The organism is Ralstonia sp. Ralssp135 (genome assembly GCF_047304345.1).
Classification (GTDB): domain Bacteria; phylum Pseudomonadota; class Gammaproteobacteria; order Burkholderiales; family Burkholderiaceae; genus Ralstonia; species Ralstonia chuxiongensis.
Genome location: NZ_JBGLYZ010000027.1, coordinates 17,295 through 32,059, shown reverse-complemented (window position 1 = coordinate 32,059; position 14,765 = coordinate 17,295). Strand labels below are relative to the sequence as shown.

Below are 14,765 nucleotides of genomic sequence, written 5' to 3'. Positions count from 1 at the left end.
AAAGAATTACCGGCGCCACACCAAGCGGCGCACCACGCTGACGGTCTCCACTTGGGCGGAGACCGTCGTCGCACGCCACGCTAGACCATTTCGCCTTCCTTGCTTGGGTCGACTTGCTCGCCGCGTGCCAGCACCGGCACCAACGCCGCGCCGGTATGGCTGGCCGCCACGCGCGTCAACGCCTCCGGCCCGCACGCTGCCACGATCGTGCCGCCTTCATCGCCGCCTTCGGGGCCGAGATCGAGGATCCAGTCCGCCTCGGCAATCACGTCGAGGTCGTGCTCGATCACGATCACGCTGTGCCCGCCGTCTGCCAGGCGATGCAGCACCCGGATCAGCTTGGCCACGTCGGCCATGTGCAGGCCGACCGTCGGCTCGTCCAGCACGTACAGCGTGTGGGGCGCCTTCTGGCCGCGTCGGGTCAGGTCATCGCGCACCTTGGACAACTCGGTGACGAGCTTGATGCGCTGCGCCTCGCCGCCGGACAGCGTGGGCGAAGGCTGGCCGAGCGTCAGGTAGCCGAGGCCGACGTCCTTCATCAACTGCAGCGGGTGGGCGATGCTGTTCATCGCGCCAAAGAACTCGACCGCTTCGTCGATTTCCATGGTGAGCACATCGCCGATGTTCTTGCCGCGCCAAGTGACGGCAAGCGTCTCGGCATTGAAGCGCTGCCCGTGGCAGACGTCGCAGCCGACCTTCACGTCGGGCAGGAAGCTCATGGCGATGGTGCGTACGCCCTGGCCTTCGCAGGCGGGGCAGCGGCCGTCGCCGGTGTTGAAGGAGAAGCGCGAGGCGGTATAGCCGCGCGCGCGGGCCTCCAGCGTGTCGGCAAAGAGTTTGCGGATGGTGTCCCACACGCCGATGTACGTGGCCGGGCACGAGCGCGGCGTCTTGCCGATCGGAGTCTGGTCGACTTCGAGCACACGGTCGATGGTTTCCCAGCCGGTGACGCTGTCGCAGCCGTGCCAGTCGTGTTTGACGTCAAGCTTGCGCGGCATCTTGGCGTCAGGCACCTCAGCCTGCGCAGCCTTGCGCGCGCGGCGCGTGGCCGGCGAAGACAGCACCGAACGGCCAACCGCATCGAGCAGGTTCGTCATCAACACATCGCGGGCCAGCGTCGATTTGCCGGAGCCCGATACGCCTGTAATGGCCACCAGGCGCGACAGCGGCATCGTTGCCGTCACGTTGCGCAGGTTGTGCAGCTTGGCGCCGTGCACCGTCAGCCATTGCTCGGGGACCGCCTGAGCGCCGGCACGCGGCGCAACCACCTGACGGCGCGGCTGAAGCGGATGCTCGATCGGCTGCGACAGGAACCGGCCAGTGAGCGAATCCGGCTGGGCCGCCAGGTCCGCCACGCCGCCTTGTGCAACCAGCGTGCCGCCGCGCTTGCCGGCGCCCGGGCCGATGTCGATGATGTGGTCGGCCCGGCGGATGGTGTCTTCATCGTGCTCAACCACCACCAGCGTGTTGCCTTTGTCGCCCAGCTTGCGCAGCGCGTCGAGCAGGATCCGGTTGTCGCGCGGATGTAGGCCGATGGTCGGCTCATCCAGCACGTAGCAGACGCCCTGCAGGTTGCTGCCGAGTTGCGCAGCCAGCCGAATACGCTGCGCTTCCCCACCCGACAGGCTCGGCGCGGCGCGATCCAGGCTCAGGTAGCCCAGGCCGACTTCCTCCAGGAACGACAGGCGGCTGTGGATTTCGGCCACCACGTCGCGTGCGATGTCGGCGTCGCGGCCGGTCAGGTCCAGGCTCTCGACCCAGCGGCGGGTCTGGCTGACCGTCCACTGCGCAATGTCGACGATGGGTTTGGCGGCAAAGGTGACAGCGCGCGCAGTCGGGTTCAGGCGCGTGCCGTGGCAATCCGGGCAGGGCAGGTCGGTCATGCCGTCCGGATCGACTTCCTCCGACGGCAGCGTCTGTTCGCGGCCGCGATCATCACCGCCGAGCACGGTGTCGTCAAACGCAGCACGCTGTTCGCGCGTGAGCGCCAATCCTGTACCGACGCAGCTCGCGCACCAGCCGTGCTTGCTGTTGTAAGAGAACATGCGCGGGTCCAGCTCGGGGTAGCTGGTGCCGCAGGTCGAGCACGCGCGCTTGGTCGAAAACACCTTCACGTTGCCGACGTGCGCCGTGCCTCCGTTGCGCATGGCGTTCTGCAGACCATCGAGCGGCGCGAGCACGTGCATGATGCCCTTGCCATATTCAAGCGCCTGCTCCAGCAACGCACGCAGCGCGGCTTCGTTTTCCGGCGAGACAACGATGTCGCCCACGGGCAGTTCCAGCGTGTGCTCGCGGAAGCGATCCAGGCGTGGCCATGGGTCGACGCTCAGGAATTCGCCATCGACGCGCAGATGTGTATAGCCGCGGGCCTTGGCCCATTTGGCAAGGTCGGTATAGACGCCCTTGCGGTTCACGACCAACGGCGCAAGCAGGCCGATGTGCTGGCCGCGATGATCACGCATGAGCTGGGCAAAGATCGCCTCCGGGCTTTGCGCTGATACCGGCGTGCCGTCGTGGATGCAGTGCTGCACGCCCAGCTTCACATACAGCAGCCGCAGGAAGTGCCAGACCTCGGACGTGGTCGCCACCGTGCTCTTACGGCCGCCGCGCGACAGGCGCTGCTCGATGGCCACCGTGGGCGGAATGCCGTACACGGCATCGACTTCCGGCCGCCCCGCCGGCTGCACGATGGAGCGCGCATACGCATTGAGCGACTCAAGATAGCGACGCTGCCCCTCGTGGAAAAGGATGTCGAACGCCAGCGTCGACTTGCCCGAGCCCGACACGCCCGTCACCACGTTGAACTTGCCGTGCGGAATATCGACGTTCAGGCCTTTCAGGTTGTGCTCGCGTGCGTGAACGATGCGCACCACGTTTTCGCCCTGGACTTCGGCCAAGGCAGCGCGCTTTGCACGGCGTTCAGCCAACGCGGTTTGCAGCGGCACGCCTTCGATGGCTTCCGGCTGACCAACGCTGGCTTCGTATTGCTTGAGCGCGGCGCCCGTGTGCGATTCAGCGCAGCCTTTCACCTGCGCAGGCGTGCCGGCGCACACGAGCAGCCCGCCTGCGTCGCCGCCCTCGGGGCCGAGATCGATGATCCAGTCCGCCGCGCGGATCACGTCGAGGTTGTGCTCGATCACGATCAGCGAATGGCCCGCCTCCAGCAGCTTGCCGAAGGCGCGCATCAGCTTGGCGATGTCGTCAAAGTGCAGGCCCGTGGTCGGCTCGTCGAACATGAACAGGCGGCCAGCGTTGGCCGGCACATCCTGTTTGACGCGCTTGCGAGCCGCCGCCTGGGCGGCCTGCGCGGCTTCGGCCAGGAAGCCTGCCAGCTTCAGGCGTTGAGCCTCGCCGCCGGAGAGCGTCGGCACCGGCTGGCCAAGCTTCACGTACTCCAGGCCCACGTCAACGATGGGTTGCAGCACGCGCAGCACGTCGGCGTCATCAGCGAACACGGTGGCGGCTTCGCTCACCGTCAGCTCCAGCACATCGGCCACCGACAGCGAGCGGCCGCCGCGGGCGATCTTCACCTCCAGGATTTCGGCGCGATAACGCGTGCCGTCGCAATCCGGGCAGCGCAGGTAGATGTCAGAGAGGAACTGCATCTCGACGTGCTCGAAGCCCGAGCCGCCGCAGGTCGGGCAACGGCCGTCACCCGAGTTGAAGCTGAAGGTGCCGGCCGTGTAGCCGCGCTGCAGCGCCATCGGCGCCTTGGCGAACAGCTTGCGGATTTCATCGAACGCGCCAACGTAGCTGGCGGGGTTGGAACGCGCGGTCTTGCCGATCGGGGATTGGTCAACGAACACCACGTCGCTGATCTGGTCGGCACCGCGAAGGGCACGGAATGCACCGGGCGATTCGGTGGCCTTGCCAAAGTGGCGTGCCAGCGCGGGGTGCAGGACGTCCTGAATCAACGTCGATTTGCCCGAGCCGGACACCCCGGTCACACACACCAGGCGCTGCAGCGGAATCTCGACCGTGACATCGCGCAGGTTGTGTTCAGCCGCACCTTCCAGCACCAGACGCGGCGTAGCGTCATTGACGGGGCGCGCTTGCCAATCCGTTGCATCAGCCACGCGCCGCTGTCCGGACAGATAGGCGCCCGTGAGCGTATCGGCCTGGCGGATTGCCGCCGGCGTGCCGTCGAACACGATGTTGCCGCCACGCTCGCCGGGGCCGGGCCCCATGTCGATCAGGCGGTCTGCGGCCAGCATTACGGATGGATCGTGCTCAACCACCACCAGCGTGTTGCCCGCGTCGCGCAGGCGGTGCATGGCTTGGACGATTCGATCCAGATCGCGCGGGTGCAGGCCGATGCTCGGTTCGTCCAGCACGAACAGCGTGTTGACGAGCGATGTGCCGAGCGCCGTCGTCAGGTTGATCCGCTGCACTTCGCCGCCCGAGAGCGTACGGCTCTGGCGGTCGAGCGTCAGATAGCCGATGCCGACGTCGCACAGATACGCCAGGCGCGTGCGCACCTCGTCCAGCAGCAGCTTGAGCGCGTCGTCGAGCAGCGTGGAGGGCAGCGTCAGTTCGTCAAAGAAGCGGCGGATGCGCTCGATAGGCAGCAGCATCAGGTCGTGCACGGTCAGGCCGGGCAGGGCTTCGAGCTGGGCGCGGTTCCAAGCCACGCCACGCGGCATGAAGCGGTGTTCGGGCGCGAGCACGGCGTCGGCGTTTTCCTTGGTGCCCAGGCGCCACTGCATCGACTCGGTTTTCAGGCGGGCACCGCCGCAGGTTTCGCACGTTGTGTAGCTGCGGTACTTGGAGAGCAGCACGCGGATGTGCATCTTGTACGCCTTCGACTCCAGGTAGTCGAAGAAGCGACGCACGCCGTACCACTGCTTGTTCCAGCCGCCACGTTTGAAGGCCGGGTCGCCATTGATGACCCAGTTGCGCTGGGCTTCGGTCATCTCCGCCCACGGCGTGCCGCGCGGGATGTCGGCTGCGGCGGCGTAGCGCATCAGATCGTCCTGGCACTCTTTCCACGCCGGCGTCTGCATCGGCTTGATGGCGCCGTCGCGCAGGGTCTTGCGCTCGTCGGGAATCACCAGTCCCAGATCGACGCCGATCACGCGGCCGAAACCACGGCAGGCGTCGCACGCGCCGTAAGCGGAGTTGAACGAGAAGAGCGCGGGTTGCGGGTCTGCGTAGCGCAGGTCGCTTTCCGGGCAGTGCAGGCCGGTGGAAAAGCGCCAGATGGTGGGCTGCGCAGCTTCATCGGCCGGCAAGACGTACACGTTCACGCGCCCGCCGCCGCGCTTGAGCGACGACTCGATGGCCTCAAGCGCGCGGGCGCGCTCGGTGCCCTGCAGGCGGAAGCGGTCGGCCACCACGTCAAGCAGCTTGCGCTTGCCCGTGGAAGATTCGACCACGCGCTCGGCCTGCACGCGTGTATAGCCGCTGACCGACAGCCATTGCGTGACTTCTTCCGGGCTCGTATTGGCCGGCAGCTCCACGGGAAACGTCACCACCAGGCGCGGATCGCCCTCACGCGTGCGCGAGAGCAGCTCGTCGTAGATGGTTTCGGGCGTGTCGTGCCGCACCGGCAGCGCGGTGTCGCGGTCGAACAGTTGCGCTGCGCGTGCAAACAGCAGCTTCAGGTGATCGTTCAGCTCCGTCATCGTGCCGACCGTCGAGCGCGAACTGCGCACCGGGTTGGTCTGGTCGATGGCGATGGCGGGCGGCACGCCTTCAACGTGCTCAACCTGCGGCCGGTCCATGCGGTCCAGGAACTGGCGCGCGTAGGCGCTGAAGGTCTCGACGTAGCGGCGCTGGCCTTCGGCATAGAGCGTGTCGAAAACGAGGCTGGACTTGCCGGACCCCGACGGACCGGTCACGACGGTCATTTCGCCCGTGCGCAGGTCCAGATCGAGGTTTTTGAGATTGTGCTGACGGGCTCCGCGCAGGCGAATGACACCGGAGGACATGGAGGGCGTTCCTTGGAGCTTGGAGGTAAGGGGGAATGCCGGCGCGGGTGAACCATTGGCAGCCGCGCCGGCAATCAGAATTCGAGCCGTAAACTGTAGCGGATTATGAAGATCCGGTTCGCCTACGAAACATGTCGCGAGCGCGAGCGTAACGCAGGGCTCCTGACAGCGTTTTGTCAGGAGGTTTCAGCGGAGGGGAAAAAAGAACGGGGTGATGCTGGTATCACCCCGGCGGGAGCGCGATCAGCCTGCCTCGCGTCCGTAAGTTGCTTGGTTGGCGGGGAGGTCAAAACCCGTGGGGCCGGGCTTGCGCGGCACAAAACGGTGGTGCTCGACCACACCGCCCTTGACGATGACGACAGTCTCTTCGGGGATCTCCGCCCAAGCGCCGGGCAGGTCGACAAGCGGCTCTGACAGCACAAGAAATGCCCCATCCCCTGCGTCTTCAATTGCGGCGCTGTCAGGATAAAGCTGGTGCAGGTGCTTGAAAGATGTGCTGTGAAAAAGGGAGCGTGATTCGCCCTCGCTGGAATAGCGCGCGGCCACGATCTGAACGCCATCCGTTGCGCAGACCGTCATGTTCAATGGGTATTCGACGCCGTGGCGGCGACCGATGTCTTCAATCAGCCCGACCATCTGTTCCAGGGCGCCGCGTGGGTCTCGGTCCAGCCCGAACGAGAGCGCCAGGAAAAACATGATCTCGGAATCGGTCGAGCCCTCGATCCAGCGAAACAGCTCGGGCGCCACTTCCATCATCAGGGCGCGGCGGAGCAGCGGGTATTCGCGGATCAGCCCGTTGTGCGCAAAAAGCCACCGGCCGTAGCGGAACGGGTGGCAGTTCGTTTCCTGGGCGGGGGTGTCCGTGGCCGCACGCACGTGGGCGATGAACATGGACGAGCGGATGGCGCGGGCGGCTTCACGCAGGTTGGTGTCGTTCCACGCGGGGTGCAGGCAACGATATCGGAAGGGCACTTCAGAGTAGCGGCCGTACCACCCGATGCCGAAACCGTCGCCGTTGGTGGTCGTCTCGCCGCCGAGGCGGGAGCGCAGACTCTGGTCGATCAACGAGTGCCGCGGCCGGAACAGCACTGTCTCCATCTGAATGGGATTGCCTGAATACGCCAGCCAGCGACACATGATGCATTGCCTATAGAGATGCCTTGAAAGCTGAGTCTATGCAATGCGTTTGCGAATGCACAAGAAAATCCCGACCCTCATCCGGCCAGGGTCTGGGCGGTTTTGCGGCCTTGACGGGCACGTTCGTCCTCTGTTTTTGGGGCGGCGGCTCGCACGATATGCAGCTCGCGAATCCGCATGGGCACGGCGCATCGGGCCTCTGCGAGGGTGGCGCGGACTTGCTGGGCGAGCGTCCAACGCATGTCCCAGAAGTGCTCGGTCCTGGCCCAGACGCGCAGATTCAGCACCGCAATACTGTCGTCAAAACGCATCACCATGGCCAACGGTGCCGGGTCGGCCAGCACCATCGGTTCGTTGGCGGCCAGCGTTTTGAGCGCCTCAAGGGCTCGCGGGATGTCGTCTTGCAGCGAGACCTCGATCTCCAGGTCCAGCCGGCGGGTCGGGTTGCGCGTGTAGTTGCGCACGGAATGGCTCCACAGCGCGCTGTTCGGTACATATTCGCAAATACCGTCAGGCTTGGTCAGGCGGGTCATGAACAGGCTGACTTCTTCCACCGTGCCGGCAACTTCGCCGCCGCCCGCATCGATGTAGTCGCCCACCCGGAACGGCCGTAGCGCGAGGAGCATGATGCCCGCTGCAATGTTCTGTAGCGTGCCCTGCAGTGCCAGCCCGATGGCCAGGCCGGCTGCGCCCAATACGGCAATGATGCTGGCCGTTTCAATGCCCAGCCGGGACAGCGCCCCAACGATGGCAAGAATGCGGATGCCCCAGACGGCGATGTCGCACAGGATCGGCGTGAGCGTGGCGTCAATGCGCGTCTGGCCGCTCGTCAGCCGGTTGAGCCACCGGCCGATGCGTTTGGAGATCCACCAGCCGAGAAACAGGATGAGCATCGCCGCGCACAGGCTGACGGCCAGGCGGCTGAAGGCGTCCCAGAGGAAGTTCAGGCGTTCGGGATGAAGGTGCGAGAGAAAGTTTTCCATGGTCGAGCAGTATGGGTAGGCAGGCTCGGGGCAATCGCCCCAAGCCGATGCATCGACCATTGGGATGGAGATTTGGCTTCGGCTTGAAACCGAAAGTGACATTCGCGCCTTGGTCAAATTGACGCAGGGCAGGTTTGGGCAGCTGCATTGCGGGAAGAGTTAAGTGCGCTCGAATACACAATCCGCTGCGCGTCAGGCTCACACGCATGGCGCGGTGGCCTCAGAAATCTGGTCGCTCGGCAATGCCATATGGCTTTCAGGCAGACTTCGCCGCCCGCCCGGGCCTCGGGCGGGCGGCGTCAGGCTGCGCCTACCCCCGACCTCTTATTCGTCGACCTCGCTACGCACCATCAATACCGGCTTGTTGGTCTTGCGCACTACGCCCTCGGCCACGCTGCCGAGCACCAGATGCTTGAGCCCGCGCCGGCCATGCGTGCCGAGCACGATCAGATCGGCTCCGGTCTCGTTGGCTTCCCCGACAATCGTTGCGGAAATTTGCCCCGGCGCAATGGAGTTTTCGAGCAATTTGGTCGAATGCTTGACGCCCGCAGCGTCCAGCTTCTTCGATACCTCGGCAAGGGTGTCACGGCCGTAGCCGACCACTTGGTTGGAGTAGGCAATCGAGTCAACTCCAACCATGTCGAAGGTGATGTCGCTGCTATCGGCAACAAATAGGGCCTCGACTTCCGCGCCCGTCGCCTTGCTGACCACAATAGCCTGGTGCAGCGCGAGATAGGACGCGTGGCTGCCGTCGATGGCGAGCAGGATTCGCTGATACATGGTGGTCTCCAAGGCGTTGCGCAGTAGGGCACCGCATGTAATCCAGCGTAGACAGCGTGGCGCCTGGGCTGTTGATACGCGTCAAATGTTTTCCGAAGACACCTGCAGGACGGCTGCGCCGGCCACCCGCCCGGCGCGGAGGTCTTCCAAGGCGATGTTGGCGTCTTGCAGGCGGTAGGGCGTGACGTGAACCTGCAAGGGGACTTCCGCTGCGATGCGCATGAGCGCGAGCCCATCCGCCCGCGTCAGGTTCGCCACCGAGACCAGCTTGCGTTCTTCCCATAGCAACCGGTACGGAAACGCGGGGATGTCGCTCATGTGAATGCCACCGCAGACGACCGAGCCGCCCTTGACCACGGCCTGCAGCGCCTGCGGCACGAGCGCGCCGATGGGCGCGAAGATCAGCGCGGCGTCGAGCGGCTCCGGTGCGGGGCCGTCGCTGGCGCCTGCCCACTTGGCGCCGGTGTCCAACGCAAGTTGCTGAGCCGCAGTGTCGCCGGCCCGGGTGAAGGCAAACACTTCACGCTGCTCCGCCACGGCAATCTGCGTGATGAGGTGGGCCGCGGCACCAAAGCCGTAGATGCCGATCCGGCGCGCGTCGCCGGCCATGCGCAGCGTGCGGTAGCCGATCAGGCCGGCACAGAGCAGGGGCGCCGCGTGGGTATCGTCGTACTGCGCCGGAATTGGCAGGCAGTATCGCGCGTCGCAGACGACGTATTGCGCATACCCGCCGTCGCGCGTGTATCCGGTAAAGGCAGGGTGATCGCACAGGTTTTCGCGCCCTTGCAGGCAGTACGGGCAGACGCCGCATGTCCAGCCGAGCCATGGCACGCCCACGCGCTCGCCCGGGGCGGGCGTCGTCACGCCTTCACCGCACGACTCGACGATGCCGACGATTTCGTGCCCAGGAATGAGGGAGGGTTTTGGGGCAGTCAGTTCGCCGTCCACGATATGGAGGTCGGTACGGCAGACACCACAAGCGGACACCGCGATCCGGACCTCGCCCGGCCCAGGCTTGGGCGCGGGCACTTCACGCCAAATCAATGGCTTACCGGCGCCTTCCATCACCATGGCCCGCATCGATTCAGACATCGCTGTCTCCGTATGGTGTGTCTGGTCAGTATGGATCAGCCCTGAAAAACGATGTCCCGGCAGTCGACCATCGACTGCGCCAGATCAATCGGAAGCCGTTGCCGCGCGCAATACTGAATGGGTGCAATGCAACGGCCATCCGGCTCCACTGAATGACTTCACTGCTGTCCTTCTCGGTTGCCCTGGGCGTGGGCCTGGCGATCGGCCTTGAGCGCGAGCGTAGTCACACCGGCAGCGCAGAACTGCCGGCTGGCATGCGAACGTTTGCGATCGGGGCGCTGGCTGGTGCCATTGCGGCAAGCCTGCCGATACCGCTTGCCGTGCCTACCGTGTTGCTGGCGGTCGCGGTGTTGGCGGCGCTGGGTTATCACCATTCGGCCAATGTCGATCCCGGCGTGACGACGGAACTCGCATTGCTGGCCACCACGCTGTTAGGCGCCTATGCCGTGAGCGAGCCCGAAATGACGGCTGGCCTCGGTACGGCACTTCTCGTCCTGCTCTATGCCAAAGCGGGTTTGCATCGGTTCGCCCGCACGGTCATCACCCAGCGCGAACTCGCCGATCTGCTGATCCTTGCCGTCGCGGCATTGCTGGTCTGGCCCGCGGTTCCCGACCGGAACATAGGGCCGCTGAACGCGTGGAACCCACATACGCTGTGGCTGGTTGTGCTGCTTGTCATGCTGACCGGTAACACGGGCCATTTTGCGGCGCGATGGTTTGGAGAGCGCATCGGCTTGCCACTGGCAGGCCTGTTCAGCGGGTTTGCATCGAGTGTGGCGACGATCACAGCGATGGCAGCGCGCGTCCGCAAGGACCATCGCCCCATTGACGGTGCGGTTGCCGCGGCGCTGCTGTCCAACGTCGCTACGCTGGTGCAGATGCTGCTGCTGATTGCCGCCATCAACATCGACTTTCTGCGTGTGCTGGGGGCTCCGCTGGCGGTCGGCATGATTGCGACCGTGGCATGGTCCGCTCTGTGGGTGTGGCGTGGCAGCGAGCCACTTCAGGAGGCGCCGGAGAGTTCAGCGTCATCCATCAACTGGCGTGTCGCAATTGGTTTTGCCCTGTGGACGGCGGCCTTGCTGCTTGCCGCCGCCGCCGCGCGCACATGGTTCGGGACAGCAGCGGTGGTGGCTGTCACCGTGTTTGGCTCATTTGCCGATGTGCATGCCGCGACTGCGTCCATTGCAACGCAGGTTGCTGGTCATACGCTGCAGATATCTACGGCAGGCACGCTGGTGATGCTCGCGCTGACGGCCAACACGTTCTCGAAGGTTGTCGTGGCCATCAGCGGGGGCCGCGCTTTTGCCGGCAAAGTCACCGCTGGTCTGCTGACCATGCTTCTGTCCAGTTGGGTGGTGTTCTGGTTTGTCGCCTAGTCAATTCAGCCCAATGCACATTCGGAGGCACCAGCGGGGAAGACTCAGAGAAACAAATCGGACGGCGCATGCTGGCGGGACCCTGTAGCGTTGTCGCGACCGAGAATGCCGGCCAGCAAGGTCCATTCGCCACCCATCGCGCGGATGGTGTCGTCCAGGCTAAGCATGCCCACCAGTCGTTGCTGACGATCGACTACCGCCAGACGGTGCAGGCCATGGCTCAGCATCGAGCGCAAGGCTTCACTGATCATGGCGTCATCGTGGATGGTCAGAAGACCGCGCGTCATGACTTCCGATACGGCGGTCTCGGTGCAGTCGCTGCGGTTGGCAATCCCGTGCACCACCATGTCCCGGTCTGTCACGATGCCGACCACTCGCGCTCCGCAGCCGGTGCGTTCCGTGACAAGGAGCGCACGAGCGCTTTCGTCCCGCATCAATCGGGCGGCCTGCTGCAGCGTCGCCGTTGACTGAACGTGGACGATGCGGCGGGAGCAAATCTCGTCGACCCTCATGCTGAACTCCGATGCGCGTACGTTTTCACTATAAGAACGGGCCGGTGTCAGAAGTTGATCCCGCACAAGGTGCCGTGAGCTTTCCTTGACTGCCCCAAGGGGCAGCCGATAGCGGAGGAGTCTATTGAGCGTTGGGCGCGTGCCCTTGAGTCAGATCAAGTGGCAGCGCTGGGGCGTCCGTTGAGCCAAACGCTGATGTAAATCAAGGGGTGATCCGCTTAGTGGTCCAACATGGAATCCAGCAACCCCGTGTGGGGCAGACGACAGATTCGATGGAGGCAGATCATGTACGACAGGATTCTGGTAGCGGTGGATGGCAGCCCGACGGCAGATCGCGCGCTGGACGAGGCCATCCAGCTTGCGCAAAAGCTTGGTTCTGAGCTGGTCATCGCGCATGTGATCGACAACTCGTACTTGATGTACGACGTTGGCTACATCGATGTCGGGGCCTTTACCGAAGCCTTGGTCAAACAAGGCAATCAAATCGTCGCCGACGCGCGGGACAAGGCCGAAAAGGCGGGTGTGCACGTCCACAGCGTCGTGGTTGACGACCCTATCGGAACGTTTGATATCGGCACTGCCATTGAGCAAGCGGCCCACAACGTCGGCGCTCAAGCCCTGGTGCTGGGCACGCACGGGCGTCGCGGCTTCCAGCGCTTGTTCCTGGGCAGTGTGGCCGAGAGCGTTGTACGCCGGAGCACGCTGCCGGTGCTGCTTGTCCGCGCGGTGGAGGCGGAAGCACCGCACGCCGCTACGGAACCGCTGAGCAATGCCGTCATTGCCTAGTCGCGTAGCGCATCCTCTGAAACGACATCGGGATCTGACCATGAGCTACGCCAGTGTGATGGTGCATCTGGACCGCAGCGAACGCGCCGTGCACCGCCTCAACCTCGCGGCCCAGTACGCACAGGCGCACGGCGCCAAACTCGTCGGCATCTATGCGAGCTTTGCGCCAAGCCTCAGCTGGTTCTACATGATGGAAAACGCTGCACGCTATCTGGAAGAAGACCGTATCCGACGCGACAACGTGCGGGATGCCGTGCACGCGCGCTTTCGCCAGGCGACGGAGAAGCTTACGGTGGAAACGGAGTGGCGAGCAGTGGAAGGCGACCCCGTGGCACTCGTGCTGCGCGAAGCGCGGGAGACCGATCTTCTTGTCGTCGGACAACGCAACCATGATGACCCGGATGAATTTATCGCTGGCGACTTTGTGGAAACCCTGATCCTGGAGTCGGGCCGCCCGGTGCTGGTTGTGCCGTACGCGGGCAACTTCACGGCATTGCCCAAGCGTGTGCTCGTAGCCTGGAGCGGCGGCCGCGAATCGGCTCGTGCTCTTCACGATGCCCTGCCAATGATGACGGGCGCAACGGTGCACGTGTTGCAGATCACGAGCACGCAGCCCAAGCACTGGGCTGAAGAAACCACGGTCGGTCAGGTCGCGCGTGCGCTCAACGCGCGCGGCATCCACACCACTGTGGAAGAGGCCGACTGCGCAGATTCCGACACCGCCGTGGGTGAACTGCTGCTCTCGCGAGCGGCCGACTTCAATGCCGATCTGATCGTGATGGGCGCCTACGGGCACAGCCGCCTGCGTGAACTCGTGCTGGGCGGCGTGACACGCACCCTGCTCAAGACGATGACCGTACCGGTGCTGATGTCGCACTGAGCCTCGACCTCAATTGCACCTGAGAAGATCACCATGAAGAACGATATCCAGCTCAAGCACGATGTCGAAGAGGAGCTGCAATGGGATCCGGCGGTGGACGCCAGCCGCTTTGCGGTGCAGGCCAAGGACGGTGTCGTCACGCTCTCTGGCGGCGTCGACACGTTTGCCGACAAGCATGCCGCGCAGGAGGCGATCCGCCGCGTTGCCGGCGTGACCGCGCTTGTCGTCCATGTGGACGTACGGATGCCGCCAGATATGGAGCGCCCGGATGACGAGATTGCGCAGGCGATCAGCAATGCATTGCATTGGAATGCATCGGTCCCGCCGAATGTTGTCCAGATCACTGTTGAAAACGGGGCCGTGACCCTGCGCGGTGAAGTCGACCAGGACTTCCAGCGCCGCGCGGCGCTGGACACGGTGCGCAGAGTCCACGGCGTGAAGTCCGTGGCCAATGCGCTGACATTGCGCCCCGCCGTCGGCCCGGCAGATCTGAGTGATCGCATTGCGAGGGCGCTGCAACGCCTGGCTGTGGTCGACGCCTCGCGCCTCAGTGTTTCAGTGGCCGACGGGACGGTGACTTTGTATGGGCCGCTGCGCAACCTCAACGAGTGCCGTGCGGCCCGCGAAGCCGCATGGGATGCTCCGGGCGTGCGCGCCGTTGTCGATCAGATGTGGGTTGTTTCCTAGAGGCAATTGCCCGTTCCACTGCTGTCGAAAACCTTGGAGTCCGAGATGGAAAAGAAGCTGATCGTGTACTACTCGCGCACCGGAACGGCACGCCAGGTTGCCGAGCAGATGGCTGCGCAGAGCGGATGGCAGCTTGCCGAGGTGACGGATGAGCACCCGCGCGCCGGCTTCCTGGGCGATGCGCGCTGCGTCATCGAAACGGTATTCCATGCGCGCGCCAAGTATCGCTATGAAGGTCCGCCGCTTGGTGAAGTCGAACACGTCATCGTGATCGCGCCCATCTGGATGGGCCATCTGGCTTCGCCCATGCGGGACTTCCTGGCCGACCAATTGCCGGCGTCCACGCACTTGTCTGTGATTTGTGTGATGGCGGCGCGCGGGGCATTCCGGGCTGTGGAAGAAATCATGCGGATCACGGCCACCATTCCGGCGCCGGTGCTGGCGTTGTTCCAGCGCGACGTGCTCAGCGGGTTGTCGCAGGAGGAGATCGCGGGCTTTATCGATCAGGTGAAGACCGCTGGCCGGTGGGAGCAATCGAGGCAGCGCCCAGCCTGGCTGTCGCCAACCGAAGCATGAAACCGAACACACAGCGCGGCGCT

Annotated in this window: 11 protein-coding genes; 5 read left to right on the top strand and 6 right to left on the bottom strand. The window is 64.6% G+C overall.

Annotated features, from left to right (window positions below; all coding sequences use genetic code 11):
- Positions 1-80: 80 nt before the first annotated feature.
- From uvrA to ACCD03_RS17925, 5 genes are all read right to left on the bottom strand, one after another.
- Entirely contained in the window at positions 81-5,930 is a 5,850-nt protein-coding gene (gene uvrA / locus ACCD03_RS17945) for an excinuclease ABC subunit UvrA (RefSeq protein WP_413412443.1), read from the bottom strand.
- Between the two features lie 243 nt (positions 5,931-6,173).
- Positions 6,174-7,067, bottom strand: coding sequence for a class II glutamine amidotransferase (locus ACCD03_RS17940; RefSeq protein ID WP_024978952.1), 894 nt, complete (start codon positions 7,065-7,067; stop codon positions 6,174-6,176).
- Positions 7,068-7,144: 77 nt separating this feature from the next.
- Positions 7,145-8,050, bottom strand: a complete 906-nt coding sequence (locus ACCD03_RS17935) for a mechanosensitive ion channel family protein (RefSeq protein ID WP_413412442.1) — start codon at positions 8,048-8,050, stop codon at positions 7,145-7,147.
- 324 nt (positions 8,051-8,374) lie between these two features.
- A complete protein-coding gene (locus ACCD03_RS17930) occupies positions 8,375-8,830 on the bottom strand; it encodes a universal stress protein (protein WP_045203950.1) in 456 nt (151 codons plus the stop codon).
- A gap of 81 nt (positions 8,831-8,911) precedes the next feature.
- The gene (locus ACCD03_RS17925; RefSeq protein WP_413412441.1) at positions 8,912-9,922 is read right to left on the bottom strand and encodes a zinc-dependent alcohol dehydrogenase family protein; all 1,011 of its coding nucleotides are present in this window, start codon (positions 9,920-9,922) and stop codon (positions 8,912-8,914) included.
- Positions 9,923-10,074: 152 nt separating this feature from the next.
- On the opposite strand from ACCD03_RS17925, the gene ACCD03_RS17920 reads away from it, so the two are divergent.
- Positions 10,075-11,301: an MgtC/SapB family protein gene (locus tag ACCD03_RS17920; RefSeq protein ID WP_413412440.1), complete on the top strand. Its 1,227-nt coding sequence runs from the start codon at positions 10,075-10,077 to the stop codon at positions 11,299-11,301.
- A gap of 44 nt (positions 11,302-11,345) precedes the next feature.
- Here the strand turns inward: ACCD03_RS17920 and ACCD03_RS17915 are convergent, their stop codons facing one another.
- Positions 11,346-11,813, bottom strand: a complete 468-nt coding sequence (locus ACCD03_RS17915) for a CBS domain-containing protein (protein ID WP_413412439.1) — start codon at positions 11,811-11,813, stop codon at positions 11,346-11,348.
- Positions 11,814-12,098: 285 nt separating this feature from the next.
- On the opposite strand from ACCD03_RS17915, the gene ACCD03_RS17910 reads away from it, so the two are divergent.
- The 4 genes from ACCD03_RS17910 to ACCD03_RS17895 are packed head-to-tail and all read left to right on the top strand — an operon-like array spanning position 12,099 to position 14,742.
- Positions 12,099-12,599: a universal stress protein gene (locus ACCD03_RS17910; RefSeq protein ID WP_413412438.1), complete on the top strand. Its 501-nt coding sequence runs from the start codon at positions 12,099-12,101 to the stop codon at positions 12,597-12,599.
- Positions 12,600-12,639: 40 nt separating this feature from the next.
- Positions 12,640-13,479 (top strand): universal stress protein, encoded by an 840-nt coding sequence (locus ACCD03_RS17905; RefSeq protein WP_413412437.1) that lies wholly within the window; start codon positions 12,640-12,642, stop codon positions 13,477-13,479.
- Between the two features lie 33 nt (positions 13,480-13,512).
- Positions 13,513-14,166, top strand: coding sequence for a BON domain-containing protein (locus tag ACCD03_RS17900; protein ID WP_413412436.1), 654 nt, complete (start codon positions 13,513-13,515; stop codon positions 14,164-14,166).
- A 45-nt stretch (positions 14,167-14,211) separates the two neighbouring features.
- The gene (locus ACCD03_RS17895) at positions 14,212-14,742 is read left to right on the top strand and encodes a flavodoxin family protein (protein WP_413412435.1); all 531 of its coding nucleotides are present in this window, start codon (positions 14,212-14,214) and stop codon (positions 14,740-14,742) included.
- The last annotated feature ends 23 nt before the right edge of the window (positions 14,743-14,765 follow it).